Annotated in this window: 22 protein-coding genes; 17 read left to right on the forward strand and 5 right to left on the reverse strand. The window is 64.4% G+C overall.

Annotated features, from left to right (window positions below; genetic code table 11):
- Window positions 1-22: 22 nt before the first annotated feature.
- The 5 genes from EN786_RS01570 to EN786_RS01590 all read left to right on the forward strand — a co-directional run bounded on the left by EN786_RS01570 (window position 23) and on the right by EN786_RS01590 (window position 6,916).
- Window positions 23-1,933: an ATP-binding protein gene (locus EN786_RS01570; protein ID WP_127310217.1), complete on the forward strand. Its 1,911-nt coding sequence runs from the start codon at window positions 23-25 to the stop codon at window positions 1,931-1,933.
- A gap of 59 nt (window positions 1,934-1,992) precedes the next feature.
- Window positions 1,993-2,406, forward strand: coding sequence for a DUF559 domain-containing protein (locus EN786_RS01575; RefSeq protein WP_127285354.1), 414 nt, complete (start codon window positions 1,993-1,995; stop codon window positions 2,404-2,406).
- A 65-nt stretch (window positions 2,407-2,471) separates the two neighbouring features.
- Window positions 2,472-3,779 (forward strand): DUF6638 family protein, encoded by a 1,308-nt coding sequence (locus EN786_RS01580; protein ID WP_127310218.1) that lies wholly within the window; start codon window positions 2,472-2,474, stop codon window positions 3,777-3,779.
- Between the two features lie 15 nt (window positions 3,780-3,794).
- Window positions 3,795-4,919 (forward strand): DUF2333 family protein, encoded by a 1,125-nt coding sequence (locus EN786_RS01585; RefSeq protein WP_127285352.1) that lies wholly within the window; start codon window positions 3,795-3,797, stop codon window positions 4,917-4,919.
- 317 nt (window positions 4,920-5,236) lie between these two features.
- On the forward strand, window positions 5,237-6,916 hold the full coding sequence (locus tag EN786_RS01590; RefSeq protein ID WP_127310219.1) for a formate--tetrahydrofolate ligase: 1,680 nt from the start codon (window positions 5,237-5,239) through the stop codon (window positions 6,914-6,916).
- Window positions 6,917-6,988: 72 nt separating this feature from the next.
- Here EN786_RS01590 and EN786_RS01595 read toward each other — a convergent pair whose 3' ends face one another.
- Window positions 6,989-7,636, reverse strand: a complete 648-nt coding sequence (locus tag EN786_RS01595) for a cysteine hydrolase family protein (protein WP_127285350.1) — start codon at window positions 7,634-7,636, stop codon at window positions 6,989-6,991.
- A gap of 124 nt (window positions 7,637-7,760) precedes the next feature.
- Here EN786_RS01595 and EN786_RS01600 point away from each other — a divergent pair, with 124 nt between their 5' ends.
- Window positions 7,761-8,753: a helix-turn-helix domain-containing protein gene (locus EN786_RS01600; protein WP_127285349.1), complete on the forward strand. Its 993-nt coding sequence runs from the start codon at window positions 7,761-7,763 to the stop codon at window positions 8,751-8,753.
- A gap of 18 nt (window positions 8,754-8,771) precedes the next feature.
- Here the strand turns inward: EN786_RS01600 and EN786_RS01605 are convergent, their stop codons facing one another.
- Complete coding sequence (locus EN786_RS01605) at window positions 8,772-9,329, reverse strand: sugar O-acetyltransferase (protein WP_127285348.1); 558 nt, start codon at window positions 9,327-9,329, stop codon at window positions 8,772-8,774.
- 129 nt (window positions 9,330-9,458) lie between these two features.
- Here EN786_RS01605 and EN786_RS01610 point away from each other — a divergent pair, with 129 nt between their 5' ends.
- The 5 genes from EN786_RS01610 (at window position 9,459) to EN786_RS01630 (ending at window position 15,831) form a co-directional block, all read left to right on the forward strand.
- Window positions 9,459-9,920, forward strand: coding sequence for a DUF4126 domain-containing protein (locus EN786_RS01610; RefSeq protein ID WP_127285347.1), 462 nt, complete (start codon window positions 9,459-9,461; stop codon window positions 9,918-9,920).
- Window positions 9,917-11,293, forward strand: a complete 1,377-nt coding sequence (locus EN786_RS01615) for an FAD-containing oxidoreductase (RefSeq protein WP_127285346.1) — start codon at window positions 9,917-9,919, stop codon at window positions 11,291-11,293. Before EN786_RS01610 ends, EN786_RS01615 begins: the two co-directional genes overlap by 4 nt.
- A 101-nt stretch (window positions 11,294-11,394) precedes the next feature.
- Window positions 11,395-12,450, forward strand: a complete 1,056-nt coding sequence (locus EN786_RS01620; RefSeq protein WP_127309607.1) for a succinylglutamate desuccinylase/aspartoacylase family protein — start codon at window positions 11,395-11,397, stop codon at window positions 12,448-12,450.
- 238 nt (window positions 12,451-12,688) lie between these two features.
- On the forward strand, window positions 12,689-14,878 hold the full coding sequence (locus EN786_RS01625; RefSeq protein ID WP_127309608.1) for an anthranilate synthase: 2,190 nt from the start codon (window positions 12,689-12,691) through the stop codon (window positions 14,876-14,878).
- A gap of 5 nt (window positions 14,879-14,883) precedes the next feature.
- The gene (locus EN786_RS01630) at window positions 14,884-15,831 is read left to right on the forward strand and encodes a cation diffusion facilitator family transporter (RefSeq protein ID WP_127282246.1); all 948 of its coding nucleotides are present in this window, start codon (window positions 14,884-14,886) and stop codon (window positions 15,829-15,831) included.
- A gap of 115 nt (window positions 15,832-15,946) precedes the next feature.
- On the opposite strand, the gene EN786_RS01635 is transcribed toward EN786_RS01630, so the two are convergent.
- Window positions 15,947-17,029 (reverse strand): hypothetical protein, encoded by a 1,083-nt coding sequence (locus tag EN786_RS01635; RefSeq protein ID WP_127309609.1) that lies wholly within the window; start codon window positions 17,027-17,029, stop codon window positions 15,947-15,949.
- Between the two features lie 165 nt (window positions 17,030-17,194).
- Here EN786_RS01635 and EN786_RS01640 point away from each other — a divergent pair, with 165 nt between their 5' ends.
- The 4 genes from EN786_RS01640 (at window position 17,195) to EN786_RS01655 (ending at window position 20,028) form a co-directional block, all read left to right on the forward strand.
- A complete protein-coding gene (locus EN786_RS01640; protein ID WP_127282248.1) occupies window positions 17,195-17,632 on the forward strand; it encodes a DsrE family protein in 438 nt (145 codons plus the stop codon).
- Between the two features lie 81 nt (window positions 17,633-17,713).
- Complete coding sequence (locus EN786_RS01645; RefSeq protein ID WP_127282249.1) at window positions 17,714-18,502, forward strand: SDR family oxidoreductase; 789 nt, start codon at window positions 17,714-17,716, stop codon at window positions 18,500-18,502.
- A gap of 49 nt (window positions 18,503-18,551) precedes the next feature.
- A complete protein-coding gene (locus EN786_RS01650; RefSeq protein ID WP_127282250.1) occupies window positions 18,552-18,860 on the forward strand; it encodes a putative quinol monooxygenase in 309 nt (102 codons plus the stop codon).
- 79 nt (window positions 18,861-18,939) lie between these two features.
- On the forward strand, window positions 18,940-20,028 hold the full coding sequence (locus tag EN786_RS01655; protein WP_127309610.1) for an AbrB family transcriptional regulator: 1,089 nt from the start codon (window positions 18,940-18,942) through the stop codon (window positions 20,026-20,028).
- A gap of 86 nt (window positions 20,029-20,114) precedes the next feature.
- Here the strand turns inward: EN786_RS01655 and EN786_RS01660 are convergent, their stop codons facing one another.
- Entirely contained in the window at window positions 20,115-20,891 is a 777-nt protein-coding gene (locus tag EN786_RS01660; RefSeq protein WP_127282252.1) for an alpha/beta hydrolase-fold protein, read from the reverse strand.
- A 3-nt stretch (window positions 20,892-20,894) separates the two neighbouring features.
- Entirely contained in the window at window positions 20,895-22,061 is a 1,167-nt protein-coding gene (locus EN786_RS01665) for an ATP-grasp domain-containing protein (RefSeq protein ID WP_127282253.1), read from the reverse strand.
- 390 nt (window positions 22,062-22,451) lie between these two features.
- On the opposite strand from EN786_RS01665, the gene leuA reads away from it, so the two are divergent.
- Window positions 22,452-24,173, forward strand: coding sequence for a 2-isopropylmalate synthase (gene leuA / locus EN786_RS01675; protein ID WP_127282254.1), 1,722 nt, complete (start codon window positions 22,452-22,454; stop codon window positions 24,171-24,173).
- 182 nt (window positions 24,174-24,355) lie between these two features.
- Window positions 24,356-26,125, forward strand: a complete 1,770-nt coding sequence (locus EN786_RS01680) for a hypothetical protein (RefSeq protein ID WP_127282255.1) — start codon at window positions 24,356-24,358, stop codon at window positions 26,123-26,125.
- The last annotated feature ends 128 nt before the right edge of the window (window positions 26,126-26,253 follow it).

Consider the following 26,253-nt stretch of genomic DNA (forward strand, 5'->3'; position numbering starts at 1 on the left):
GTCACACCACGGAGCACCCTTCATGGACACCGGCCTGACCACGATTTCGGAAGCCGCGATCGAAAAGCACCGCGCCACGGCGCAGAGTTTCATCACCCGCATTGTCGTGCTGGAGGATCCGGCGCGCGAATCCGGCACGGCGCTAGCCGGCACCAATCGCCGCTTCGTCTCGACCGTCTCGGTCGGCTCGGTGCGCCGCACGCGCGAGGTCGAGCTGTCGAAGACGGTCGCCGCCGTCCATCCCGACGACCAGTTGCTGACCATTCCGCAGCACACGCTCCTGTACCGCGCCCGCCGCGGCCTGGCGATCGCGCTCGCCATTTCCGATGTCTTCGCCGAGGGCTCCGACCTGGAAAGCCTGCAGGCCAAAAACGCCCGCGCGCCGCTCGAGGGCGACGAGGCGGCGACCTTCAAGAAGCTTCTGTCGGCCTCGGCCTACATCTCCGCCTTCAGCCTCGCCTCGTACCTCTTCCAGCTGATCGACAGCGACGGCGAGGCGCCCAACGACATCGCCGAGCCCGACTTCCTGTTCGACACCCAGCAGGACGCGGTGAAGTCGATCATTGCCGGCCTTGACAAGGCGATTGCCGGGTCGAAGGACGATACGGACCTGATGACGCGCGCGCGCGCCTTCGCCCGCGTCGCCATCGACGGGCTGCTGGCGCGAAAAGGCCGCTTCGACGGCATCGGGCCATTCGAGAATGCCCATATCCGCATCGATGTCGACGATTTCACCCTCGACGGCTTCGACGTCGCGCCCGGCAAGCGCTCGAAGCCGCTGGTGATGACCTTCAAGAAGCCGGAAGAGGTCGTCGGCAACCACATCGCCAAATACCAGTCGGTGAAGCTCGCCAAGATGCTGATGGCCTATGATTTCGAGCGCGAGCTGAACCCGTTCGTCGAGCTCGGCGGCTTCCTGTTCACCTTCATCGGCGACGGCGCGCCGGGCACCGGCAAGACGACGCTGATCCAGATGATCGCCGGCCTCGTCAACGATTACTGCCAGGTCGCCGGCTATCCCTTCGCCTACGAGAATTTCGGCGTCGACCAGATTTCGTCCTACCAGGGCAAGTCCGGCCAGAACTGCCGCCAGTTCATCAACAACGTGCTCAATCCGCGCGTCATCGGCTTCGGCACCATCGACGACATCGACCAGGTGGCGGCGCGCCGCTCCGACGATCGCGCCTCGGCCGGCCAGCAGGAGATCACCGGCGTCCTGATGGACGCCTTTGCCGGCGCCGGCACGGTGGTGCGCGGCAACTGCGCCTTCGGCATGTTTTCAAACTATCCCGAGAATGTCGACGACGCGCTGCGCCAGCGCGCCGGCGCCCGCTGGCTGGTCGACGGGCCGCAGTCCCGCGACGACTATATCGACATCTTCGTCCTGCTCGCCGGCAAGAACCACAAGATCCCGCTCGGCGACCACAAGCTCTATGCCGCTCAGGAAATCCAGCGCGCCGTGGCGGAAGCCTATGAAGAGCATGAAAAGCCGCAGGAAGACGGGCTGATCAAGGTCTACGAGCGCTACATGAAGGACAACGGCGCGCCCAAGTCGATGGCCGATATCGGCACCTACCTGCACATGATCAAGGATGCCGAGCCGCGCTTCACCGGCCGCGCCATCAAGAACGTCACCGACGCCATCAAGATGCGCGCTATGGACATAGAGCTGCCCGACGAATGGTTCGAGAAGCCGGAAGCCTTCATGCACAAGAGCTACGACGACAAGAAGGCGATGATCGAGGAACTGCGCGGACCGTTCTCGATGGACATGGTCATGCAGGAGATCAACCGCTACGCCGACTCGGAATTCCGCTATTCTGACAAGTCCGACGACGCCGCCGTGACCAAGATGATCCGCGACACCAGGCTGCGCGACCGCGCCGTGCGCGAAATCGAGGAGATGAAGAAGAAGGGGCTATGGAATGCATGATCTTCCTTCTCCCCGTTCACGGGGAGAAGGTGCCCGAAGGGCGGATGAGGGGCAGCACCATGCGTGGAGGAAATGAGTCGAAGGTCACGAGAGCCCGTGAGCTACGGAGGGTTGAGAACGATGCCGAGGACAGATTGTGGCATGAACTGCGCGGACGGCGATTGAACGGCCACAAGTTTGTTCGCCAACTACCGATTGGGCCCTTTTTCGCAGACTTCGCCTGTCGTGAAGCTAATCTGGTCGTGGAAGTCGACGGCAGCCAGCACGCGGGTCGGTCTCGGGATCGATACAGAGATGAAACGATGAATGGAAATGGTTGGTCGGTATTGAGGGTTTGGCACGCGGATGTTTTGAACAGCCGCGCGAGCGTGCTTGATACGATCATCGCAGCCCTTGATGGCCGGCTGGATCGCAAAGTGATTGGTGTCGATGTGAGATTTCTGCCGGCCGCCACGTCGGGAGAGAGACGATGAACGCTTGCGCCGCCCCTCATCCGCCCTTCGGGCACCTTCTCCCCGTGAACGGGGAGAAGGTATAAATGACCCGTCCCGCCAAGAAACCCGACCTTCTGCGCGACAATGAGCTGATCTACGGCAGGTTGCTGACCGTCGACGAGCCGCATCTCATCCAGCGTTACAACAAGGCGCTCGTCGCCTTTGGCCTCAATCCCACCAGGCTGAACAGCTTCCAGATCGACCGCACCGGCTTCTCGCCCGAGGTCGCCGACGAATGCGGCGACTACGACTATCTCGATCCCAACGAGGTCAACCGCCGCTTCATCATCCTGACGCCGTCGCAGATCGACCTGCCGGTGGTCCACACCGCCTTCTCAAACACCTCGCAGCTGATGTTCGAGTTCATGTCCAAGAACCAGCGCGCCATCGACGCGCTGACCATCAAGGACGTCATCTACGGCGAGATCGAGGACTCGGTGCCCAAGGTGGACGATATCGAGGACCTGCTGTCGATCAATCAGGTCGAGTTCAGGGTGCTGTCGGCAGAGGATGTGCTCGGCAAGGCTGCCGAGCTCGGCAAGCTGGTCGACAGGTTGAAGCAGGAGCCCGACGCCTGGCGCGACAACGCCATGCTGGAGCGCATGGTCGAGCTGGCCAAGGTCTGCGGCGACATCCGCGAGAACGCGCTGGTGCCGGACCAGGTGATCTTCCGCCACAACGCCTACTGGACCAGCCATTTCGGCGGCCTCTACGTCTTCGTCGATCCCGACATGACCACCGTCATCAGCGACCCGGCCGCGCCCGGTTTCCGCCGCTCGCGGCCGTGGCAGGTGAGCTATCTGTCGATCAAGGACGCCGACAAGGTGTTCAAATTCCTCGCCGCGACCGGCCGCATAGAGCTGCCGCGCGCCTCCTGGATCGAAGCCTCCGGCTATCTCGAGCATCGCGCCGAAATGGTGGTGCGGGCGCTGATCCGCGACACCGAGCCGAACCGCAATCTGACCGACGTCGACAAGGTCTGGCTGCAGACCTGGATCCATGGCCATACCGACCTGATCACCAGGGACGGCAATTTCCCCTTCCTCAACGCCGCCAAGCGCGAGATCGCCCAGTATGGCCATCTCAAGATCGAGGAAGTGTTCCCGCAGCAGCGCTTCCTGGTGATCCGCGCCAAGCCCGACCATCCCGATGCCTGGCTGACCAACCAGCTGATCTCCGACTTCGTGCCGCAAGACTTCGTCTCGCGCTACGTCTTCAACAAGCCCGGCTTCTACAGGGACTATGACGGCTTCAGCGACGCCTGGCGCTCGCATGTTGTGGACGTTCTGAAAACCACATATTTGAAAGACAAGGCGGCGTTCCGCACGCGCCTTTACGGCTTGACTGATTGAGGGGTGACGAGAGCCATGCTTGACCCGATTGTGAGTTTCTTCACCCAGATCTTCCAGTGGATCGGCCGCGGCATCGGTCTTCTCGTCGGCGTGGTCCTGTGGCCGTTCATGTGGGCCGGCCGCTGGTATGGGCAGCGCGGCTGGATCCTGAAGGCGGTGGTTGGGCTGGCCTTGCTGGTGCTCATCGGCCTCTACGCCAATTTCTTCTACGCCACCCAGTGGTGGAACAATTTCAACCCGAACTATCCCGACACCTACACGTTCGAGAAGCGCAACGTGTCGGCCGGCGAGCAGGTCTCGGCCGGCGCCGGCACCGATACGGCCAAGACCTGCGGCAATTCGGCGATCGCCCAGGTGGCGGCCGATCTGACCGACTTCAACGTCAACCAGAATGCCTGGATCTCGTCGATGATCCTCTACAAGCTCGGCCTGTTCGGCATCGACTGGGACCATACGCCGTGGATGGATAACAAGGCTTCCTTCCAGCGCGGCATCAACCAGGCGGTTCGGCGCACGGCGACGGAGCTTGCCGACAATCTCGGCCGAGTGCGCACGACCTCGCAGATCGACGCCGATCTCCAGGATGCGCGCGGCAATCTGCAGTTCGACGAGGAGACCTGGTATTTCGGCCTCAATCCGTTCGGTCCGAAGACGCCGACCCCGAGCTACTATCGCGACGCCGTGCGCAAGCTGCGCTCGTTCAACGCAAGGCTGGCCAGCTGCCAGGCGACGTTCGACGCCCGCGCCGACAATCTCAAGCAATATATCGACCGCATCTCGTCCGACATCGGCTCGACCTCGGCAATCCTCAAGGAGCGCGCCGAGAACCACAATGACGGCTGGTTCGATTTCCGCGCCGACGACCGCTTCTGGTTCGCCTACGGCCAGCTCTATGGCTATTACGGCCTGATGAAGGCCGCCCAGGCTGACTTCGAGGACGTCATCAAGGAAAAGCACCTGCAGAACCTGTGGGACACGATGGATTCGCAATTCGTCTCGGCGCTGCGCATCCAGCCCTTCATCATCGCCAACGGCCGCGAGGACGGCTGGCTGCTGCCGACCCACCTGACCACGATGGGTTTCTACGTGCTGAGGGTGCGCTCCAACATGGTCGAGATCAGCAACGTGCTGACGCAGTAGCGGCATCCCCCCACCAAGGGCGCTTGCGGATTTGCGCCGTCGCCCCTGTCGCATTCGGTGCATTGCGCGGCTGTTTTGAGACGGCGGCGCGGCATCCGCTCTGGCTTCTATACGGCGCAACGACCGGGCTCGAGATAGCCGACCCAAAGCGGCCCGGCAGCAGGAACACTCTTTCTTCGCAGGAAACATAGTTGCATGAAAGTTGACGCCGCGGCAGCGACAGGGTTAGAACATGCCCTCACGCCCGCACGGCGTCTCGAACATGCACAGATCATCAAACCCGTCCCCTCCACCGACCAATCCAGAGGAAAGCCGTCATGGCCGAAGTGAAGTCCGACATCGAGATCGCGCGCGCCGCCAGGAAGAAACAGATCCAGGAGATCGGGGCCAAGATCGGCATTCCGACCGAGCATCTCTTGCCCTACGGCCATGACAAGGCCAAGGTCTCGGCCGAGTTCATCAAGTCGGTGAAAGGCAACAAGGACGGCAAGCTGATCCTCGTCACCGCCATCAACCCGACGCCCGCCGGCGAAGGCAAGACGACGACGACGGTCGGTCTCGGCGACGGGCTCAACCGCATCGGCAAGAAGGCGATCGTCTGCATCCGCGAGGCCTCGCTCGGCCCGAACTTCGGCGTCAAGGGCGGTGCCGCCGGCGGCGGCTACGCGCAGGTCGTGCCTATGGAGGACATGAACCTCCACTTCACCGGCGACTTCCACGCCATCACCACGGCGCACAATCTGCTCTCGGCGCTGATCGACAACCACATCTACTGGGGCAACGAACTCGGCATCGACACCCGCCGCGTCGCCTGGCGCCGCGTCATGGACATGAACGACCGGGCGCTGCGCGAGATCATCTGCTCGCTCGGCGGCGTCGCCAACGGCTATCCGCGCGAAGGCGGCTTCGACATCACCGTCGCCTCGGAAGTGATGGCGATCCTGTGCCTTGCCACCGACCTCAAGGACCTCGAGAAGCGCCTCGGCGACATCATCGTCGCCTACCGCCGCGACAAGTCGCCGGTCTATGCCCGCGACCTCAAGGCCGACGGCGCCATGGCGGTGCTGTTGAAGGACGCCATGCAGCCCAACCTGGTGCAGACGCTGGAGAACAACCCGGCCTTCGTCCATGGCGGTCCGTTCGCCAACATCGCCCATGGCTGCAACTCGGTCGTCGCCACGACGACGGCGCTGAAGCTCGCCGACTATGTCGTCACTGAAGCCGGCTTCGGCGCCGACCTCGGTGCCGAGAAATTCTTCGACATCAAATGCCGCAAGGCCGGCCTCAAGCCGGCGGCCGCAGTCATCGTCGCCACCGTGCGCGCCATGAAGATGAATGGCGGCGTCAAGAAGGAAGACCTCGGCAAGGAGAACATCGAGGCGGTCAAGAAGGGCTGCCTCAACCTCGGCCGCCACATCGAGAACGTGAAGCAGTTCGGCGTGCCGGCGGTGGTGGCGATCAACCACTTCACCACCGACACCGACACCGAAATCCAGGCTATGAAGGACTTCGTCAAGGCGCAGGGCGCCGAGGCGATCCTGTGCAAGCACTGGGCGCAAGGCTCCGCCGGCATCGAGGATCTGGCAAAAAAGGTCGTCGAGATCGCCGAATCCGGTGCCTCGCAGTTCTCGCCGCTCTATCCCGACGAGATGCCGCTGTTCGAGAAGATCAACACCATCGTCAAGCGCATCTACCGCGGCGACGAGGCGATCGCCGACAAGTCGATCCGCGACCAGCTGCACGCCTGGGAGCAGGCCGGCTACGGCAACCTGCCGGTCTGCATGGCCAAGACCCAGTATTCGTTCTCGACCGATCCGAACCTGCGCGGCGCGCCGACCGGCCACACCGTGCCGGTGCGCGAGGTCCGGCTCTCGGCCGGCGCCGGCTTCGTCGTCATCATCTGCGGCGAGGTCATGACCATGCCCGGCCTGCCCAAGGCGCCCTCCTCCGAAAAGATCTTCCTCAACGAGGTCGGCCAGATCGAAGGCCTGTTCTAGGCTTCCTTTCGGCTGCGAAAACAAAGGGCGCCGCTTTCGCGGCGCCCTTTTCATTTGCGGATTTGAGCGCGGCTAAGCTGCATTGCGCGCCAGCGCGCGCTGGTTGGAGGCAAAGATCGTGTCGCGCTCCGGCAAGGCGCCGGTCTTCAGGCAGTCGATCCATTCAGCGGTCTTGAGCACCGCCGCGAAGCGCGACTGCAGGATGATGGTGACCACGCGGTGGATGTCCTCGGCCGAGGCATAGCCGGCGCTGTTGGCGTATGGCACCGAGCCGCTGGCGTCGGAAAGGAACTCGACCGCAAAGCCCATATGCACGGCATGGATGATGGTCGACAGGTCGCAATTGTGCGTCATGTAGCCGACGACCGCGATCGTATCGATGGCATTGGCGCGCAGCCACGCCTCGAGATCGGTGCCGGTGAAGGCTGAGGGCAGCGTCTTCTCGACATAATGGTCGCGACTTCGCCCGGCGATCTCGGGATGCAGCTCGCCGCCATGGCTTCCCTTGGCGAAGATCGGCGAGGTCTCCGGCGCCATCTGCTTGATGACCACTACCTTGACGCCCGCTTCCGACGCCGCGTCCATGGCGCGCGCCACATTGACGACGCTGTCGCCGAACGGCGGATGCTGGATGGCGAGGTTGCCGCCATCATAGTCGTTCTGGACGTCGACGACGACGAGGGCGCGGCGCGGCTGGGCGGTATTGGCTGGTGCGGACATGGCGATCTCCTTTCGATCGGGTTGATGGGCACAAGCTAGGCCCGGCGCCAACGCGGCAAAAGTGTCCCGATTGACATCGTGCGAAAGAATTGGGACAATCTTGCCTGTTTCTCCCGGAGCTCCCATGGCCGACCCGATCGTCACCGTCATCGCCTTCGACGGCATCAGCCCCTTCCACCTCTCCGTGCCTTGCCTGGTGTTCGGCACCGACCGCACCAGGCTCGGCCTGCCGCGCTTCGATTTCCGCGTCTGCGCTATGGAGGAGGGACCGATCCACACCGACGCCGGGCTGACCATCGCCGTCCCGCATGGGCTTGCGGCACTCGACGATGCCGACATTGTCATCATTCCAAGCTGGAAAGACCTCGAAGACCCGCTTCCGGCGACGCTGACCGAGGCGCTCGGCCGCGCCCACCGGCGCGGCGCGCTGATCGTGGGGCTGTGCCTCGGCACGTTCGCAATCGCCGCCGCGGGACTGCTCGGCGGACGCAAGGCGGCGACGCACTGGGCCTATACCGACAGGCTGCAGGCGCTCCATCCCGACATCGCCGTCGACGCCGACGTGCTCTACGTCGACGACGGCGACATCGTAACCTCGGCCGGCGTCGCCGCCGGGCTCGACTGCTGTCTGCATATCGTGCGCGCCCGCTACGGCGCGGAAGTGGCGTTGCGGCTTGCCCGGCATGTCGTGCTGTCACCACACCGGCAAGGCGGTCAGGCGCAATTCATCGAGCGCCCGCTGGCGCCGACCCCGACCGCCGACCGGTTCGCGCAGGCCCTCGACAAGGTGCGGGCGACGCTCGGCGAGGCGCACAGCCTCGACAGCGTCGCCGAGGCGGCCGGCCTCACCCGCCGCACCTTCACGCGCCGCTTCCAGAAGTCGATCGGCACCAGCTTCGGCGACTGGCTGGCCGACCAGCGGATCGCGCTCGCGCAGAGGCTGCTGGAGGCGACGGAGAAATCGATGGATACGGTGGCCTTCGAAGCCGGCTTCGGCAGCGCCACCTCGCTGCGCCAGCATTTTTCCGCGCGGCTCAAGACCTCGCCGATGCAATATCGGCGCGAGTTCTCCAGGAGTGCCGGTGCCAAAAGGCCGACACACGCCGCAATGTTTTGACCCGAACCGGCAAGCCGCTCAACGCTGCCTGACCGGACGCGCCGGATTGCCGACCACCGTGGTGTTCGCTGCGACGTCGCGGGTAACCACGGCGCCTGCGCCGACGATCGCGCCCTCGCCGATGTTGACGCCGCCGAGGATGATGGCGCTGCCGCCGATCCAGGCATCGGCGCCGATCGTCACCGGTTTGGCGATCTCCAGGCCCGCCTGCCTTCCTGCAGCCTCCCGGTGATGCTCGGCGCAGTAGATCTGCACATTGGGCCCAAGCAGCGTTCGCTTGCCGATGCGCACCGGCGCCGTATCGAGGACCGTGCAGCCGGCATTGAGGAAGACACCATCTCCGAGAAAGAGGTTGAACCCGTAGGCGCAGTGGAACTGCCCCTCGATGCGCGCCCCCTCGCCCGCGTTTCCCAACAATGACCGTAAGGCCGGGCCGATGTCGCCGCGCTGCCGGGGCGGCAGGCCGTTGTGCTCGAACACCGCATCGCGCGCGGCAACGCGCAGCGCTTCCAGTTCCTGATCGACGCAAGTGTACCACTCGCCCGCCGCCATCTTCATGCGCTCACTTGTCGTCATGGCCGCGTCTCCATCGAATTACTGCCAAAGCACAATCCTTTGCTGGGCGAAAGCCTGCTGGCCAAATGTCCGGCCTATGCTAGCTTGCTCGCGCCGGACTGCGAGGTCCTGACATCGAGGGGGTCAATCATGCTTTATCTGCTTGCATTGCTGATCGGGGTCGTTGCCGGGCTCCGCGCCGGAACGGCACTTGCCGTCACCGCCTGGGGCGCCTGGCTCGGTTGGCTGCCGGTCGCCGGCAGCTGGGCGAGTTTCATGGGGCACTGGATCGCCGTCGGCATCTCCACCATCCTGGGGGTCGCCGAGCTGATCACCGACCAGTTGCCGTCGACGCCGAGCCGCAAGGTGCCGCAGCAGTTCGGCGCCCGCGTCATCATCGGCGCCTTTTGCGGCGCCGTGCTCGGCGCGACCGGCGGCGCCACCATCGGCGGCCTGATTGCCGGCGCCATCGGCGCCGTGATCGGCACGCTTGGCGGCGCCGAGTTCCGCGGCCGGCTGGCGGCAGCTTTCGGCAAGGACCCGCCCGCCGCCTTCATCGAGGACGCCGTCGCGATCATCGGCGGCCTGCTGATCGTGGCGGCCGTGGCATGACGGCAAAAACCTTCGACGCCATCATCATCGGCGCCGGCCAGGCCGGCACGCCGCTCGCCGGCCGGCTGAACGCGGCCGGCATGAGCGTGGCGCTGGTCGAGCGCAAGCTCGTCGGCGGCACCTGCGTCAACACCGGCTGCATCCCGACCAAGACGATGGTGGCGAGCGCCTACGCCGCCCATCTCGCCCGCCGCGCCGCCGACTATGGCGTGACCTTATCCGGCCCGGTGGGCGTCAACTACAAAGCGATCAAGGCGCGCAAGGACAAGGTGTCGGGCGCTTCCCGCACGGGGCTGGAAACCTGGATCGCGGGCATGGAGAAATGCACGCTCTACCGCGGCCATGCGCGTTTCGAGTCCGCCAACACCGTGCGCGTCGGCGACGAGCTGCTGACCGCGCCGAAGATCTTCCTCAACACCGGCGGCCGCGCCGCCGTTCCCGACCTGCCCGGCGTCGAGGAGGTGCCTTACCTCACCAATTCCTCGATGATGGATCTCGACGTGCTGCCCCGCCATCTCGTCGTCGTCGGCGGCAGCTACATCTCGCTCGAATTCGCGCAGATGTTCCGCCGCTTCGGCTCCGAGGTGACGGTGATCGAAAAGAGCCCGCGGCTGACCGGCCGAGAGGACGAGGACGTCTCGGCTGCCATCCTGTCGATCCTCCAGAACGAAGGCATCACGGTGCATCTCGGCGCCGAAGACATCAGTTTTGCCAAGCAGGGCAGCGATGTCGCCGTCACCTTCGCCGCCGGCAAGCCGCCCGCCGTCGGTTCGCATGTGCTGCTGGCGCTCGGCCGCAACCCCAACACCGACGATCTCGGCCTCGACAAGGCCGGCGTCGAGGTCGACAGGCGCGGCTTCGTCGTCGTCGACGACCAGTTGCGGACCAGCGTGCCCGGCATCTGGGCGATGGGCGACTGCAACGGCAAGGGCGCCTTCACCCACACCTCCTACAACGACTTCGAGATCGTCGCCGCCAACCTGCTCGACAACGATCCGCGCAAGGTCAGCGACCGCATCGAGGCCTATGCGCTCTACATCGATCCGCCGCTCGGCCGCTGCGGCATGACCGAGGCCGCGGTGAGGAAATCCGGCCGCCGCGCGCTGGTCGGCCAGCGGCCGATGACCCGCGTCGGCCGCGCCGTGGAAAAAGGCGAGACGCAGGGCTTCATGAAGATCCTGGCCGACGCCGACACCGGCGAGATCCTCGGCTGCTCGGTGCTTGGTCCGGGCGGCGACGAGGTGATCCACTCGGTGCTCGACCTGATGTATTCCAAGGCGCCGATATCGACGCTGGCGCGTGCCATGCACATCCACCCCAACGTCTCCGAGCTTCTGCCGACCATAGCCCAGGAGCTGAAGCCGCTGGCCTAGTGTCGCCATCGGCGTGGTTTGCGCCCATAGCGCCTCGGCCTGGACCAATCGACAGCGCAATCGCAAAAGTGCATGGGTTCGCCTCTTTCCCGGAGGCCTCCATGCACAGATCGATCGAACGCATCGCCGGCGACAGCGAGGGTGTTTCCTACGAATTCCCGGTCCTCCGCTTCGAGGGGACGGACAAGGCGGCGCCTTCGGCCTATCTGCAGGCGGCACTCCATGCCGGCGAACTGCCGGGCGTGGTCGCCATCGACGCGCTGATGCCGATGCTCGCCAGGGCCGAAGCCGAGGGCCGCATCAGGGGCGCCATCACCATCGTGCCCTGGGCCAACCCGATCGGCCGCGCGCAGTACCATTTCGGCGAGCATCAGGGCCGCTTCCATCTTGGCACGCGCACCAATTTCAACCGCGGCTTCCCGCTGCTTGCCGCGCCTGACACCGCGCTTTTGCCCGATACGACTCTTGCCACACCCGACCAGCGGCTGAAGTCGCGACTGCTGCAACTCTCGCTCGGCCATGACATCGTGCTCGACCTGCATTGCGACGACGAGGGCCTGCCTTACCTCTACATCCACACCAGCCTGTGGCCGGCGATGGCCGATTGCGCGGCGGCCATGGGCGTCGATGCGGTGCTGTTGTGGAACGAGGACACTGACGGCACCTTCGAGGGCGCCTCGATCATGCCCTATCAGAACGTTCCGGCCGAAGTCGCGCGTTTTGACCGGCGGGTCGCCACCACGGTCGAGTATCGCGGCATACTCGACGTCGACGGCGAATTGGCCGCTGCCGATGCCGAGGGGCTCTATCGGCTGCTTGTCGCGCGCGGCGTTGTCGCCGATCCCGCCTTGGCCACGCCCGGCGCCTTCACCGGCACCGTGGCGCCGCTGGAAAACATCGACATGATGCCGGCGCCGAAGGGTGGCGCGGTCGTCTATGACGTGAAGCCCGGCGACCGCGTCGCCAAGGGAGCGCGGCTCGCCAAAATCGTCTACGCCCCGGGCGAAACGGGCGGCAGCACGGAAGTGTTCGCGCCCCAGGCCGGCCTTATCCTGACCAGGCGTTCGCGGCGCATCATCCGCGCCGGCGAAGACCTTCTGAAGCTGGTCGGCGACAAAAGGAGCGACGACGCAAGGTCGGGAACGCTGGAGGACTGAGAGAGGCAGGCCCTTTACCAGCTTCGTGGAATCCAGTTGCGCGGCCGTTCATTCGCCGCTATGGGAATCCCATGAACATGCGCTCGAACAAGACTGTTTGGTGGTGGGCTCGCTGACAGCGGCCTGTTCGAACGCGTGCGCGTGAATAGAGAGGGTGGCCGCAACGGAATGTCCGGGCGGCCATTTGTTTTTTAAGCCATTCCCGGGTCCGTTGCCCAAAACGCTGATGGAGACGGCAATGACGACAAAAGTTCTGGACAACGGGGCCGAGCGCTTCGTCACCGCCGGCGGCGTGACGATAACGCGCGAGCGCCACGACCGGCCCTATGACGGGGCGATCGACGCCTATGTCGATGGCCTCAATTCGCGGCGCGGCGCGGTGTTCTCCTCGAACTACGAATATCCGGGCCGCTACACGCGCTGGGACACCGCCATCATCGACCCGCCGCTGGTGATCTCGGCGCGCGGCCGCGCCATGCGCATCGAGGCGCTAAACGGCCGTGGCGAGGCGCTGCTGCCGGTGATCGGCAAGACGCTCGCGGGATTAAGCGAGGTAACGATCGCCGAGTCCACGAGGAAGCTCATTCGCCTCGATGTGGCAAAGCCCGGCCGTGTCTTCACCGAGGAAGAGCGCAGCCGCGTGCCTTCGGTGTTCACGGTGCTGCGCGCCATCACCGCCCTGTTCAAGACCGAGGAAGACGCCAATCTCGGGCTTTATGGCGCCTTCGGCTACGACCTCGCCTTCCAGTTCGACCCGGTCGACTACAAGCTCGAGCGCAAGGACAGCCAGCGCGACCTGGTGCTGTTCCTGCCCGACGAGATCCTGGTCGTCGACCACTATTCGACCAAGGCCTGGACCGATCGCTACGACTATTCCGGCGAGGGATTTTCGACCGAAGGCCTGGCCCGCGACGCCGCCGTCGAGCCGTTCAGGACTGCCGACCGCATCCCGCCGCGCGGCGATCACGAGCCCGGCGAATACGCCAATTTGGTGCGCCGGGCGATGGAGAGCTTCAAGCGCGGCGATCTGTTCGAGGTGGTGCCCGGCCAGATGTTCTACGAGCGCTGCGAGACCGAGCCTTCCGAGATCTCCCGTAAGCTGAAATCGATCAACCCGTCGCCCTATTCCTTCTTCATCAATCTCGGCGAGGGCGAATATCTGATCGGCGCCTCGCCGGAGATGTTCGTGCGCGTCAATGGCCGCCGCGTCGAGACCTGCCCGATCTCGGGCACGATCAAGCGCGGCGACGACGCCATTTCGGACTCCGAGCAGATCCTGAAGCTGCTCAACTCCAAGAAGGATGAGTCCGAGCTCACCATGTGCTCGGACGTCGACCGCAACGACAAATCTCGCGTCTGCGATCCGGGCTCGGTGCGTGTCATCGGCCGCCGCCAGATCGAGATGTATTCGCGCCTGATCCACACCGTCGACCATATCGAGGGGCGGCTGCGCGAGGGCATGGATGCCTTCGACGCCTTCCTGTCGCACGCCTGGGCGGTCACCGTCACCGGCGCGCCGAAGCTCTGGGCCATGCGCTTCATCGAACAGAACGAGAAGAGCCCGCGCGCCTGGTATGGCGGGGCGATCGGCATGGTCAACTTCAACGGCGACATGAACACCGGGCTGACGCTGCGCACCATCCGCATCAAGGACGGCATCGCCGAGGTGCGCGCCGGCGCCACGCTGCTCTTCGACAGCATTCCCGAGGAAGAAGAAGCCGAAACCGAATTGAAGGCATCCGCCATGCTCTCCGCCATCCGCGACGCCAAGACCGGCAATGCGGCCGGTGCCGAACGCGCCACCGCGCACGTCGGCGACGGCGTCAACATCCTGCTGGTCGACCACGAGGACTCCTTCGTCCATACGCTCGCCAACTACTTCCGCCAGACCGGCGCCAATGTCTCCACGGTGCGCACGCCGGTGCCGGAAGAGGTTTTCGAGCGGCTGAAGCCCGACCTCGTCGTGCTGTCGCCCGGACCCGGCACGCCGAAGGATTTCGACTGCGCCGCCACGATCAAGAAGGCGCGCGCCCGCGACCTGCCGATCTTCGGCGTCTGCCTCGGACTGCAGGCGCTGGCCGAGGCCTATGGCGGCGAGCTCAGGCAGTTGCACATTCCGATGCACGGCAAGCCGTCGCGCATCCGCGTCTCCAAGCCGGGCATCATCTTCTCCGGCCTGCCCAAGGAAGTGACCGTCGGCCGCTACCACTCGATCTTCGCCGATCCGGTGCGCCTGCCCGACGATTTCCTGGTCACCGCCGAGACCGAGGACGGCGTCATCATGGCCTTCGAGCACCGCAAGGAGCCGATCGCCGCCGTGCAGTTCCATCCGGAATCGATCATGACGCTTGGCCACAATGCCGGCATGCGCATCATCGAGAACATCGTTGCGCATCTGCCGCGCAAGGCCAAGGAAAAGGCAGCCTAGCAGCGATGGCCGCAACGGAAGACATGGCGGCGGCCGCGGCAAAAGCCGCAGCCAAGCGCAAGGTTGCCAGCCTTGCCTTCTGGTCGATCGTCATCGCCTTCCTGGTGATGGGGCTGAAGTTTGTCGCCTGGCAGATGACCGGCTCCGTCGCCCTCTATTCCGACGCGCTGGAATCGATCGTCAACGTCATCACGGCGACCGCCGCTCTCTGGGCCATCCGCATCAGCCACAAACCAGCCGACAGCGACCATCCTTTCGGTCATCACAAGGCCGAATATTTTTCGGCGGTGCTCGAAGGCGTGCTGATCGTCGTGGCGGCGATGCTGATCATAGCCAAGGTGTGGCAGTCGCTGCAGAACCCGGCACTGATCGAACAGCCCTGGGAGGGCTTGATGATCAACGGCGGCGCTGCTGTGGTCAATGCCGCATGGGCCTTGGTGCTGATCCGCAACGGCCGCGCCGAACGATCGCCGGCATTGGTGGCCGACGGTCAGCATATCATGACCGACGTGCTGACTTCGGTCGGCGTCATCGTCGGCCTTGTTGCCGCGGTGATGACCGGCTGGCGGATCCTCGACCCGCTGCTTGCGCTGCTCGTGGCGCTGAACATCCTCTACCAGGGCTGGAAGCTTACCGGAGAATCGCTGAGCGGCCTCATGGACCGCGCGGTGGATACGCAGGAGCATATGCGCATCCGCGACATCATCTCGGCCAATTCGAAGGGCGCGCTTGAGGTGCACGACCTCAAGACGCGCATCGCCGGCCGCGCCACCTTCATCGAATTTCACATGGTCGTCGACGCCGGTATGACGGTGGGCGACAGCCATGTCATCTGCGACCGCATCGAGGACGCGCTGAAGGCCGAAATCCCCTCGGTCCGCGTCACCATCCATGTTGAGCCGGACGATGAGGCGAAGCTGCCCAAGGGCACGACGGCGGTGCCGTTCGCTTGATCTCGAGCAAGGTCTGTTGATGCGAGAACCGGGGCGGAGCGTACTTGAAGTACGTGAGCACCGGAAGCGCAGGAAGTTGCCGTTCGCAGGCCGGCATCACCTGAAACGACAGACCTTACGGTGCGCAGGCCGACTGCGGCATTGGGTTCAGCCGATAGACCTTGTCGTCGGACTTCGTCTTGCCATCCGCCGCCTGCGAGCAGAGATCGACGATGGCGAGCGCGCTGTTGGGGTTGGCCAGCATCATCGTGCCGTTGGCGCCGCGCTTGAGGAAAATCTCCTTCTGCGAGACGTCGCAGGCAAAATCGCTCATCTTCGAGCTTGCCGCGCAGCGCCACTGGTCGGCCTCGCCCTGGCAGGAATAGGTCTGCGTGACCTTGCCCGTTTTCAGCCTGGTCGTCACCGAAACGGCGATGTCGGCACCGTCCGGCCAGTTGGCCACATCGCCGCCTGAAGCGTAGGAGGCGAGTTCGACCGGCCCGCGGAAAACCCGGATCGACTGAGTCACCTGGTCGGGGTGCGATTTCAGATGCGCGGCATCGTAGTCGCGGCCATAGCAGAAGGCCTGGTCGGGCTTCAGCCGCTCCCGCAACGGCGCCCCGAGCGCCGGATCGATCGGATCGATGCGCGCGAATTGCGCCTTGCAGGTCGCGGCCGGCATCGGGTCGAGGCGGAAATTGTCGTCCTCGCTGCCCAGCGCCTGCTTGTTGTACTGCGCCGTGCCGAGTTCCTCCTCCGCGCCGGCGTCGAGATAGACATCGGGCTGTACGTTGGAGACGATCAGCCGGCCTTTGTCGTCGACCTTGAGCGAAGCGAGCGTGCGGTCGCATTCCATGCCGCAATGGATCTGGCCGCTCTTGCCGTCCTCGGATTGACGCTTGCACCAGCCTGCTGCCCATTCCGGCTTCTTGGTGCCGCGCACCGTGGTGGTGAGAAAGCCATCATAGGCGGCGCCGCCAAACGTGCTCGGCTCCTCGTTCGGCCGGCTGACCGGATCGTGGCCATAGTAAAAGAAGATGCGCGCCACCTTCTGCTTTGGATGCGCCTTGAGGTGCGCCGCGTCGTAGACGCGTCCGAAACAGGCATCGGCGCCGTTGGGGCTGAGTTCCGTCAGCTTGGGAGTGTCGTCGGCAAGAGCCGCGCCGACAACGAACAATGCAGCGCCAAGCGCCGCGCCCACCGCTATCCTCGACGTCATGTGACCCTCCTCCCACCGACAGGACGTGACTGCGATTCATGCTAGTCTAGGAGCAGTTCCGGGAAAAGCGTGTAACGGTTTTCCATAGGGAATTGCGTAGAAACAAATGGTTAGCGAGGCCGGGGCCACGCAAGACCATAGTGCCCGGCTGGTGGAGGAAGAGCGATGCTGCGCCGAGATATTTTCCGTGCCGGTCTTGCCGGGGCCGCCGGCCTTTTCGGACTGCGCCAGGTCAAGGCGGCTACCGCGGAGGAGGAAAGGCTGAAGGTCGCCTATCACCTCAGCGACGTCGACAAGGCCAATTTCGTCCTCGGCAACATCAAGAACCACTACGAAGGCACCGGCGGCAATGTCGACATCGTGCTTGTCGTGCATGGCCCGGCCCTTGCGGCCTTTAAGACCAAGGCCGCATCCGGCGCCACGTCCGGCCGGTTTGCCGGGCTGGTCCAGCAGGGGCTGGTTCCGCAAGCCTGCGGCAACACCATGCATGGCATGGACATCACGCTTGCCGACCTGCTCGCCGGCTTCCAGGTCGCCGACAAGGGCGGCGTCGTCAAGCTCGCCGAGCTGCAGCGCCAGGGCTATGTCTATCTCAGGCCCTAGAGTCCCGGGATTACGACCGGAGGCTTGAATACCGGGGCGGCGAGGTCCTACCAAGGACGGGCGAAAATTCGGAGGATCGAAATGCCGGCGACCGCTAGCTCTGCCCTTGTCATCCCGGATCTCGCAGATAGAGCGGTGCTGGTCACCGGGGCATCGACCGGCATCGGCGCCGCCCTTGCACTGGCCTATGCGAAGCAGAAATGCCGCGTCGCTCTCCACTACAATGCGAGCCGCGAGGCCGCCGAGAGGCTCGCCGGCATCATCCGCGACCGCGGCGGCGAGGTCTTCCTCACCCGGGGTGATTTCTCGGTGTCCGCCGATGTCGAGCGTGTCGTCGAGGAGAGTGCCAGCCATTTCGGCCGCCTTGACGGGCTGGTCAACAATGCCGGCGGCATGCTCGGCCGGGTTGCCTATGCCGAGCAGACCCAGGCGCATTATGACGCGGTGATGGACCTCAACGCGCGGTCCGTGCTCACCGCCTCGCGCAAGGCGATACCCTGGCTGAAGCGCCAGGGTGGCTTCATCGTCAACACCTCCTCGATCGCCGCCCGCAATGGCGCCGGCGGCGGCGCCGGCCTCTACGGCTCGGCCAAGGCCTTCGTCTCCAACGTGACCCGCGGCATGGCCAAGGAACTGATAGGCTTCGGCATCCGCGTCAACGCCGTGGCGCCGGGCACCATCGCCACGCCCTTCCACGAACGCTATTCGACCGATGAACAGATGAAGGGCATGGTCGCCACCATTCCGCAGGGGCGCGCCGGCACCGCCGAGGATTGCGTCGGCGCCTATCTGTTCCTGTCGTCCGACCTGTTGAGCGGCTATATCACCGGCCAGGTGATCGAGGTGAACGGTGGCCAGTTGATGCCGTGAGGCGCCGACTGCATACTCTTGTCGCGCAACCGTAAGGAGACATGGGCAAATGTACGGACTGATCGGCAAGATGCGGGCGGCGCGCGGTCAGCGCGATGCGGTCATGGACGTGCTGCGCGAAAGCACCGGCGCCTTGCCCGGTTGCCTGAGCTACATCATCGCCACCGACCCCGCCGATGCCGACGCGATCTGGGTCACCGAGGTGTGGACCGACCAGGCGAGCCACAAGACGTCCTTGCAATTGCCCGAAGTCCAGGCGGCGATCGCCAAGGCGCGGCCCTTCATCGCCGGTTTTGAATTCCAGGTGGAGACCCATCCGGTCGGCGGCTTCGGCTTGCCCGCCGGCAACACCGGCTGACGCCCTGGAGCAACGCAAATCAGGACTTTTGCGCGGGAAATGGGTTCGCATTTGTCCCCGCCCGGTCTAAGAGCCGGGTATGGACTCCTCGCCGGAACAACCGCCCGTTGAACGCATGGCGCAACTCCGTCCGCCGCGGCAGTGGCTGGTGCTGCTGGCGCTCTCGCTGCTGTTCGCCGGCGCGCTGGAAGTCGCCGCCCTGCCGGCGGCGCTGCTGATCGGACCGATGCTGGCGGCGATCCTCGCCGGAACCAACGGCGCCACGGTGCGCGTGCCGCGCCCCCTGTTCGGCTCGGCGCAAGCCGTCGTCGGCTGCCTCGTCGCCGCTTCGATCTCCGCCGACATCTTCCCCGTCTTCTACAAGGAATGGCCGCTCTTCCTTGGCGCCGTGATTGCGACCGTCGCCGCCTCCAGCCTGCTTGGCTGGCTGATCAGCCGCTGGCGCATATTGCCCGGCACCACGGCAGTCTGGGGCTCGTCGCCGGGAGCGGCCACGGCCATGGTGCTGATGGCGGGCGCCTTCGGCGCCGACCAGCGGCTCGTCGCCTTCATGCAGTATCTGCGCGTCATCTTCGTCTCGATGACCGCGGCACTGATCGCCCGCATGTGGGTCGACACATCGGGCATCGAAGCCCCGGCCATCGTCTGGTTCCCGGCGATCGAATGGATGGCCTTTGCCGCGATGCTCGCTGTCGCGCTTGTCGGCGGCCTGCTCGGCCGGCTTTGCCGGCTGCCGTCGCCGTTCTTCCTCGGCACCTTCATCTTCGGCACCATCGTCCATCTCGGCTTCGGCGTGGAGATGCAATTGCCGCAATGGCTGCTCGCCGTCAGCTACGCCCTGATCGGCTGGTCGATCGGCCTGAACTTCACCCGGCCGATCCTGCGCCACGCGACCCGCGCATTGCCGCAGATCATCGGCTCGATCGTGGCGCTGATCGCCTTTTGCGGCGGCATGGCATTCCTCATCAGTCGCGTGCTCGGCATCGATCCGCTCACCGCCTATCTGGCGACCAGCCCCGGCGGCATGGACAGCGTCGCCATCATCGCCGCCGCGGCGCAGAACGTCGACATTTCCTTCGTCATGGCGCTGCAGTCGGCCCGCTTCCTCGTCGTGCTGCTCGTCGGCCCGAGCGTGGCGCGGCTGGTGGCGAGAAGCATCAAGGAATAGGGCAAAGCGCCCGAACCTGTCTGGAAAGGCCCTTGTGCCGCCGGCATCGGCAAGCTTCGCAAAACCGCGGACCGGGTCGGTGCGGTTCAATCCAGCCGCTTCATCAGGTCCTCGTCCAGCCAGCGGCCGAAGAAATAGACCAGCTGCTTGTGCCACCATGGCCAGTCATGGCTGACATCGCCGCCCCAATAGTCGACCCAGGCGGGGATGGACTTGTCGCGCAGCACCTGTTCCAGTTCGCGCGTTTCGACCAGCATGCGCTCTTCCCAGGCGCCCTGCCCGCAGCAGAAGATCAGCCTCAGCGCCCGCAGCCGGCCGAGCAGCTTCTGGTCCACGATGCCCGGCAGGTAGTCGAGCGGCGAGTTGAAGAAGATGCTGCCCTCGAGCGTCCGGCCGAAGAAATCGCGGGTCGAATAGACGCCGGACAGCGCAATGACGCCGCTGGCCAGCTCCGGAAAGCGGAAGACGAAGTTCGACGAATGATAGCCGCCCATCGAACAGCCAGAGAACAGCGGCTTCAGATTGCGCCCGCCATTGGCCTTGGCGGCAATCGACTGCAGTTCCGGCAGTGCTTCCTCGCGCACATAGCGGAAGTAGGCTTCATGACGCGCGATGCGCTGCGCAGGATCGCCATGTTTGTCGAAGAAGGATTCGGAATCGATGCCGTCGAGCGTGAACAGCTGGATGCGGCCTGTATCGATGAATTCGGCCAGCGCCCCCACCCCGCCGGAATCCTCGAACTGGTAGAAGCGCCCTTGCGAGGTCGGGAACACCACGACCGGCCGGCCGGCGTGGCCGTAGCGCTTGTACTCCATGTCGCGGCCGAGATTTTTGGCAAACCCCTTGTGGTAGGAGACGTCCATCGCTCACGCCTTTTCCGCGTGGATGTAGTCGACCGCCTGGCGCAGCGCCGTCTGGTCCTTCGAACGCATCTGGTAGGCGTAATTCCCCATGGCGCGGCTGAAAACCTCTTCGATTGCCTGGTGATGGACGATCTTGTCGCCATGGGCGGCTAGCACGTCCGCATGGCTGTGCAAATAGTCGAGGTGGCGTTTGCGGCTGGCGTAGGCGGTGAAATACTTGCCTTCGTAGGGTCCGCCGGCGGCGTCCTTGACCACCATGTCGGCCCATGCCGCATAGACGTCGACGTCGAACGTGTAGTTGATGGCATCCGTCATCCAGGCGCCCGGCGGGCGCATGTTGACCTCGAGCGCGATGACGCGCTTGTCCTTGGTCTCGAACAGCTCGATGTGGAAGAACCGCTCGCGGACGTCGAACGCCTTGAGGATTTTGCGGCCCGCCTCTTCCACCGCCGGGCTGATTTCGGGAAAGCAGGTGTAGCTCATGTGGCGGTCGCGGTTGACCACCTCCATGACGCTCTGATCGTAGCGGTGGCTGGCCGCCAGCACCACCTCGCCGTCGCGGTTGACCAGACCGTCGAACGTCACCACCAGCCCCTCGATGAATTGCTCCATGACGAAGGTCACGCCCTCCGGCTTGTCCCGGAAGAACTGGTCGAGCTCCTTCGCATTGGAGATCTTGAACGTGTTCGAGGCGCCCGAGCCGGAATCAGGCTTCACCACCACCGGATAGCCGACGCGGCGGATGAAGGTCATGGCGCCCGCCCGATCGGAGCATTTGCGCTGCGGAATGGTCTCGACGCCGCTCTTGCGGAAAAAGGCGCGCATGCGGCTCTTGCGCTTCAGGTTCTTCACGAAATCGAGCTTGGTGCCGAAGATATTGAAGTCGGTGCGGATGTTGGCTTCCAGCTCCAGCCAATGCTCGTTGAGCGACTCGAAACGGTCGATGCGCCCCCATTTGTGGATGAAATGGCCCATCGCCCGGAACACCGGCTCGTAGTCCTCCATGTCGGCGACGCGGTAATATTCCGACAGCGCCGCCTTCAGTTTTCCGCTCAGCGCCTCATAAGGCGCATCGCCGATGCCAAGCACGGTGGCGCCGGCCTTCTTCAGCCGATCGCAGAAGTCGGCGCCATTGGCCGGAAAATGCGGCGAGAAGAACACAAAATTCATGGATGGGCCTCCCCCGGCGTCGCTGCCTCGTCCGGCGAGTTTGGCGCATTTGCCGGACGTGGGGAAGAGCCTGGCCGCGCCGGCACTTGCCTCTCGAATGCTGCTCCTGTATGAGAACCGCCATGAACACGCGCGCCTCCTCTGTCGCTTCCCGTCCGACCGGCTTTGCCGGCGAGACCGTGCGCGCGCTTGCTTCCACTCTGCTTCTTCTCGGCCTTATCGGCGATCGCCGGGTTCGCTGAAGGAGCGCCCGGCGGTCGAAATCGCCGCTTACGCGCACGCTCCTTGGCCAGTTGGCAAGTCACATCAAGCGAACGAAACTTTGGTAAAGGCGCCGCTCGGCACCAATCCGTCTGAAGGCGGATCCGCGAGCCGCCGGGAGAGATGACGATGAACGCACGAGAAGACATTCAGGCTGACCATGCCGAGAAGGGCATGACGGACGCCGCCCGCAAATACCAACCCTACCCGACCGTCGGCCTCACCGATCGCACCTGGCCGTCGAAGGTCATCGACAAGGCGCCGATCTGGTGCTCGGTCGACCTGCGCGACGGCAACCAGGCGCTGATCGACCCGATGGGCCATGAGCGCAAGGCGCGCATGTTCGCGCTGCTGCTCGACATGGGCTTCAAGGAGATCGAGATCGGTTTCCCTTCGGCCTCGCAGACCGATTTCGATTTCGCGCGCTGGTGCATCGAGGAAGGCAACGTGCCGGCCGATGTCTCGCTGCAGGTGCTGGTGCAATGCCGCCCGGAGCTGATCACCCGCACCTTCGAGGCGCTGAAGGATGCCAGCAACCCGATCGTGCACTTCTACAACTCCACCAGCGAATTGCAGCGCCGCGTCGTCTTCGAAAAGGACGTTGCCGGCATCAAGCGCATCGCCACCGACGCCGCCAAGATGATCACCGACATGGCGGCAAAGGCCGGCGGCGGCTATCGCTTTGAATACTCGCCGGAGAGCTTCACCGGCACCGAGCTCGAAGTCGCGCTGGAGATCTGCAACGCGGTAACCGAGATCGTGAAGCCGACGGCTGAAAACAAGCTGATCATCAATCTGCCTTCGACGGTCGAGATGTCGACGCCCAACATCTACGCCGACCGTATCGAGTGGATGTGCCGCAATCTCGACAATCGCGAGAACCTGATCGTCTCGCTGCATCCGCACAACGACCGCGGCACCGGCATCGCCACCACCGAGCTCGGCCTGATGGCCGGCGCCGACCGCGTTGAGGGCACGCTGTTCGGCAATGGCGAGCGCACCGGCAATGTCGACATCGTCACGCTGGCGCTCAACATGTACACACAAGGCGTCGATCCTGAGCTCGATTGTTCCGACATCAACCGGATGAAGGACGTCTATGAATATTCGAACCAGCTGAAAATCCCGGAGCGCCATCCATATGTCGGCGAGCTGGTCTACACCGCCTTTTCCGGCTCGCACCAGGACGCCATCAACAAGGGCATGAAGGCGCTGAAGAAGGCCAACACGCCGCTCTGGGAAGTGCCCTATCTGCCGATCGACCCTGCCGATGTCGGCCGCACCTACGAGGCGATCATTCGCATCAACTCGCAGTCCGGCAAGGGAGGCATCGCCTATGTGCTGCAGGCCGACTACGGGCTCAATCTGCCGCGCAATCTGCAGATCGAGTTCAGCCAGGCCATCCAGGCGATCACCGACGCCGAAGGCAAGGAAGTGCCGGCCAAGCGCATCCATGAGCGCTTCCTCGATACCTATGTCGACCAGCCCCGCGCCCGGCTGAAATTCATCGACCACCAAACCTATCCCGACACCGAGGTGAAGGGCCGGCGCGTGATCGAGGCGGTGATCCTCGACAAGGGCAAAGAGGTGACCATCACCGGCACCGGCACCGGCCCGATCGATGGGTTCGTCGATGCGCTGTCGCGCCATGTCGGCGTCGAGATGTCGGTGCTCGACTATTCCGAACATTCGCTGCAGCGCGGCTCGAATGCCTCCGCCATCTCCTATGTCGAGATGGAGCACCCCGGCGGCAAGCTGTTCGGCGCCGGCATCAACACCAACATCGTCGCCGCTTCGCTGGAGGCTGTGGTCTCGGCCGCCAACCGCATCGTCGGCCGCAAGGCGGGCTGATCAATGCCTACCCGGAGCGTCGCACGTCCGCGGCGCTCCGCACGCATTGCGATACCGGCCCCGTTAACCATGGGCAATTATCCGGTGGCTTACGCGATAGCATAATACAAGTATGCTTGTGCGGCAGTCCCATCACTATATGATCGCGCCCTAACCTGTGCCGACTTCGAGAGGTTCGACACTTGCAGCATGCCACGCCTGCCGCCCCCGCAGTGCGCGAGACACTTGAGCGACTGCTTGCCAGCGAAACATTCGGACGCTCGGAGCGTGCCCGAAAGCTGCTGCGCTATCTGGTCGAGCGCGAGCAGGCCGGCGAAGGCGACCGGCTCAAGGGCTTCTCCATCGCCATGGATGTTTTCGGCAGGGACGGCGACTTCGACCCGTCGACCGATGCCGTGGTGCGCGTGCAGGCGGGCAGGCTGCGCGAGCTTCTGCAGCACTATTTCGCCAATGAAGGCATTGCCGAACCGGTGCGTATCGCCATCCCGCGCGGCGGCTATGTTCCCTCCTATGAGCTGAATGCCATTCGCCTGCCGGACGAACAAAGGCAGGCGGAGAGCGCCGCTTCGGCCATCGTCGCGCCGGGATTGCCCGAAGAACCCGGCCTTGCTCAGGCGCCGCTGATGTCGCCGCCTGCGGCTTCCGCGCCTGCTCCTTCGCTCACACGCCACCTGCGCTTTTTCTGGGGCGCGTTCGCCCTCGTCATCGCCATGCTGGGCGTGCTCATCCTTCGCCAGGGTGGCGATGCCTTGCTCGGCGGCGCGGATACCGCCTCGACGGTCGAGACGACGGCGACCAGCAGCGTCGCTTCGCCGCCGGCGGAGAACCTGCCTTTGATCTACATCGCCGTGAAGGCGGGCAGTCCGGAAGCTGCACGCGTCGCCGCTTCGCTGCGCTCCGGCCTTGCCGGTTTCGACACCATAGACTTCATTGGACGCGACGCCGACGGCACCCACGATCCGGCCGCCGACGCCACCAGCTTCGTATTCGACATCGTGCCTGGACCCACGCCGAGCGACGTAACGATCGAGCTGCAGAACGTCGCTACCGGCAGGGTGCTTCTGTCGCGCAACCTGACGGCCGAGGACAATGCGCCAGACGCCGTCGAGGACAGCGTCGCCAACATACTGACCTCGACCATTCCGGCCTCCGGGCCGATCTACGGCTATATCGATCAAGGCGGTCTCGGCACCGGCCTGACGCAATGCCTGGTGCTCAACGACAGATACTATCTCGATCAAAGCGCCACGACGCATGAGGCCGCCTACCGTTGCCTCGAGGATCTGGCCCGCCAGGGTGCACGATCGTCACTCGTCTATTCAGAGCTTGCCTCCCTGCATCTCGAGGCCGTCACCGATCACTACGCCTACCCCTCCGGCGCCACGATCGAGCAGGCGATGTCGTTTGCCCATCGCGCCGTGCAGATCGGGCCGACCAGCCCCTATGCGCATCGCGCCTATGGCTATCTCAATTCGCGCCTCGGCAATACGGATGAAGCGATACGCTGGATGCGCAAGGCCCACGAGCTGAACCCTTACGATCTCGGCATGGCCGCGGCCTACGGCTACGGCCTGGTCTTCGCCGGCAGGTACAGCGAAGGTACCCCTATCATGGCGCACGCCGTCGAGACCTTCAGCGGCCATCCGACATGGTGGGACTACGGACTTTTTGTCGGAGCATTCATGCTGGGCGATACGAGGCAAGCTGCCATCGCCAGTGAATCGTTGCGCACGACCGCAACCAAGTCGCATTATCTGGCCGCGCGCCTGATCGGCGCCAAGCTTGCCGGCCGCGACCAGTTGGCCGGCCAGTTGGTCGACGAACTCGTCGCCAAATTCCCGAAATTCGCCGCCGATCCGCGCGCGACCTTCGTCGACCGGAAATACCCCGCCGATCTCACCGACAGGTTGGTCCAAGCTTTGCATGCAGCAGGCCTTGGTAACCCCAGCTAAATTGTACTAGACTGGCGCGACTGATCGCAGAAAATTTACTGGCTGTTGCTCTGGACAAAGAGCAATCGAGCCACAATTTGACTACGGGCGCCCGTTCGGTCGCTTGGGCTTGGGCAAACTCATATTTT

Origin of the sequence: Mesorhizobium sp. M4B.F.Ca.ET.143.01.1.1 (genome assembly GCF_004792275.1) — a bacterium.
GTDB lineage: Bacteria > Pseudomonadota > Alphaproteobacteria > Rhizobiales > Rhizobiaceae > Mesorhizobium > Mesorhizobium abyssinicae.

Excerpts from the sequence above, each read along its gene's own strand:
- EN786_RS01570 (WP_127310217.1), top strand. The coding sequence starts at position 23 with ATGGACACCGGCCTGACCACGATTTCGGAAGCCGCGATCGAAAAGCAC.
- EN786_RS01575 (WP_127285354.1), top strand. The coding sequence starts at position 1,993 with ATGCGTGGAGGAAATGAGTCGAAGGTCACGAGAGCCCGTGAGCTACGG.
- EN786_RS01580 (WP_127310218.1), top strand. The coding sequence starts at position 2,472 with ATGACCCGTCCCGCCAAGAAACCCGACCTTCTGCGCGACAATGAGCTG.
- EN786_RS01585 (WP_127285352.1), top strand. The coding sequence starts at position 3,795 with ATGCTTGACCCGATTGTGAGTTTCTTCACCCAGATCTTCCAGTGGATC.
- EN786_RS01590 (WP_127310219.1), top strand. The coding sequence starts at position 5,237 with ATGGCCGAAGTGAAGTCCGACATCGAGATCGCGCGCGCCGCCAGGAAG.
- EN786_RS01595 (WP_127285350.1), bottom strand. The coding sequence starts at position 7,636 with ATGTCCGCACCAGCCAATACCGCCCAGCCGCGCCGCGCCCTCGTCGTC.
- EN786_RS01600 (WP_127285349.1), top strand. The coding sequence starts at position 7,761 with ATGGCCGACCCGATCGTCACCGTCATCGCCTTCGACGGCATCAGCCCC.
- EN786_RS01605 (WP_127285348.1), bottom strand. The coding sequence starts at position 9,329 with ATGACGACAAGTGAGCGCATGAAGATGGCGGCGGGCGAGTGGTACACT.
- EN786_RS01610 (WP_127285347.1), top strand. The coding sequence starts at position 9,459 with ATGCTTTATCTGCTTGCATTGCTGATCGGGGTCGTTGCCGGGCTCCGC.
- EN786_RS01615 (WP_127285346.1), top strand. The coding sequence starts at position 9,917 with ATGACGGCAAAAACCTTCGACGCCATCATCATCGGCGCCGGCCAGGCC.
- EN786_RS01620 (WP_127309607.1), top strand. The coding sequence starts at position 11,395 with ATGCACAGATCGATCGAACGCATCGCCGGCGACAGCGAGGGTGTTTCC.
- EN786_RS01625 (WP_127309608.1), top strand. The coding sequence starts at position 12,689 with ATGACGACAAAAGTTCTGGACAACGGGGCCGAGCGCTTCGTCACCGCC.
- EN786_RS01630 (WP_127282246.1), top strand. The coding sequence starts at position 14,884 with ATGGCCGCAACGGAAGACATGGCGGCGGCCGCGGCAAAAGCCGCAGCC.
- EN786_RS01635 (WP_127309609.1), bottom strand. The coding sequence starts at position 17,029 with ATGACGTCGAGGATAGCGGTGGGCGCGGCGCTTGGCGCTGCATTGTTC.
- EN786_RS01640 (WP_127282248.1), top strand. The coding sequence starts at position 17,195 with ATGCTGCGCCGAGATATTTTCCGTGCCGGTCTTGCCGGGGCCGCCGGC.
- EN786_RS01645 (WP_127282249.1), top strand. The coding sequence starts at position 17,714 with ATGCCGGCGACCGCTAGCTCTGCCCTTGTCATCCCGGATCTCGCAGAT.
- EN786_RS01650 (WP_127282250.1), top strand. The coding sequence starts at position 18,552 with ATGTACGGACTGATCGGCAAGATGCGGGCGGCGCGCGGTCAGCGCGAT.
- EN786_RS01655 (WP_127309610.1), top strand. The coding sequence starts at position 18,940 with ATGGACTCCTCGCCGGAACAACCGCCCGTTGAACGCATGGCGCAACTC.
- EN786_RS01660 (WP_127282252.1), bottom strand. The coding sequence starts at position 20,891 with ATGGACGTCTCCTACCACAAGGGGTTTGCCAAAAATCTCGGCCGCGAC.
- EN786_RS01665 (WP_127282253.1), bottom strand. The coding sequence starts at position 22,061 with ATGAATTTTGTGTTCTTCTCGCCGCATTTTCCGGCCAATGGCGCCGAC.
- leuA (WP_127282254.1), top strand. The coding sequence starts at position 22,452 with ATGAACGCACGAGAAGACATTCAGGCTGACCATGCCGAGAAGGGCATG.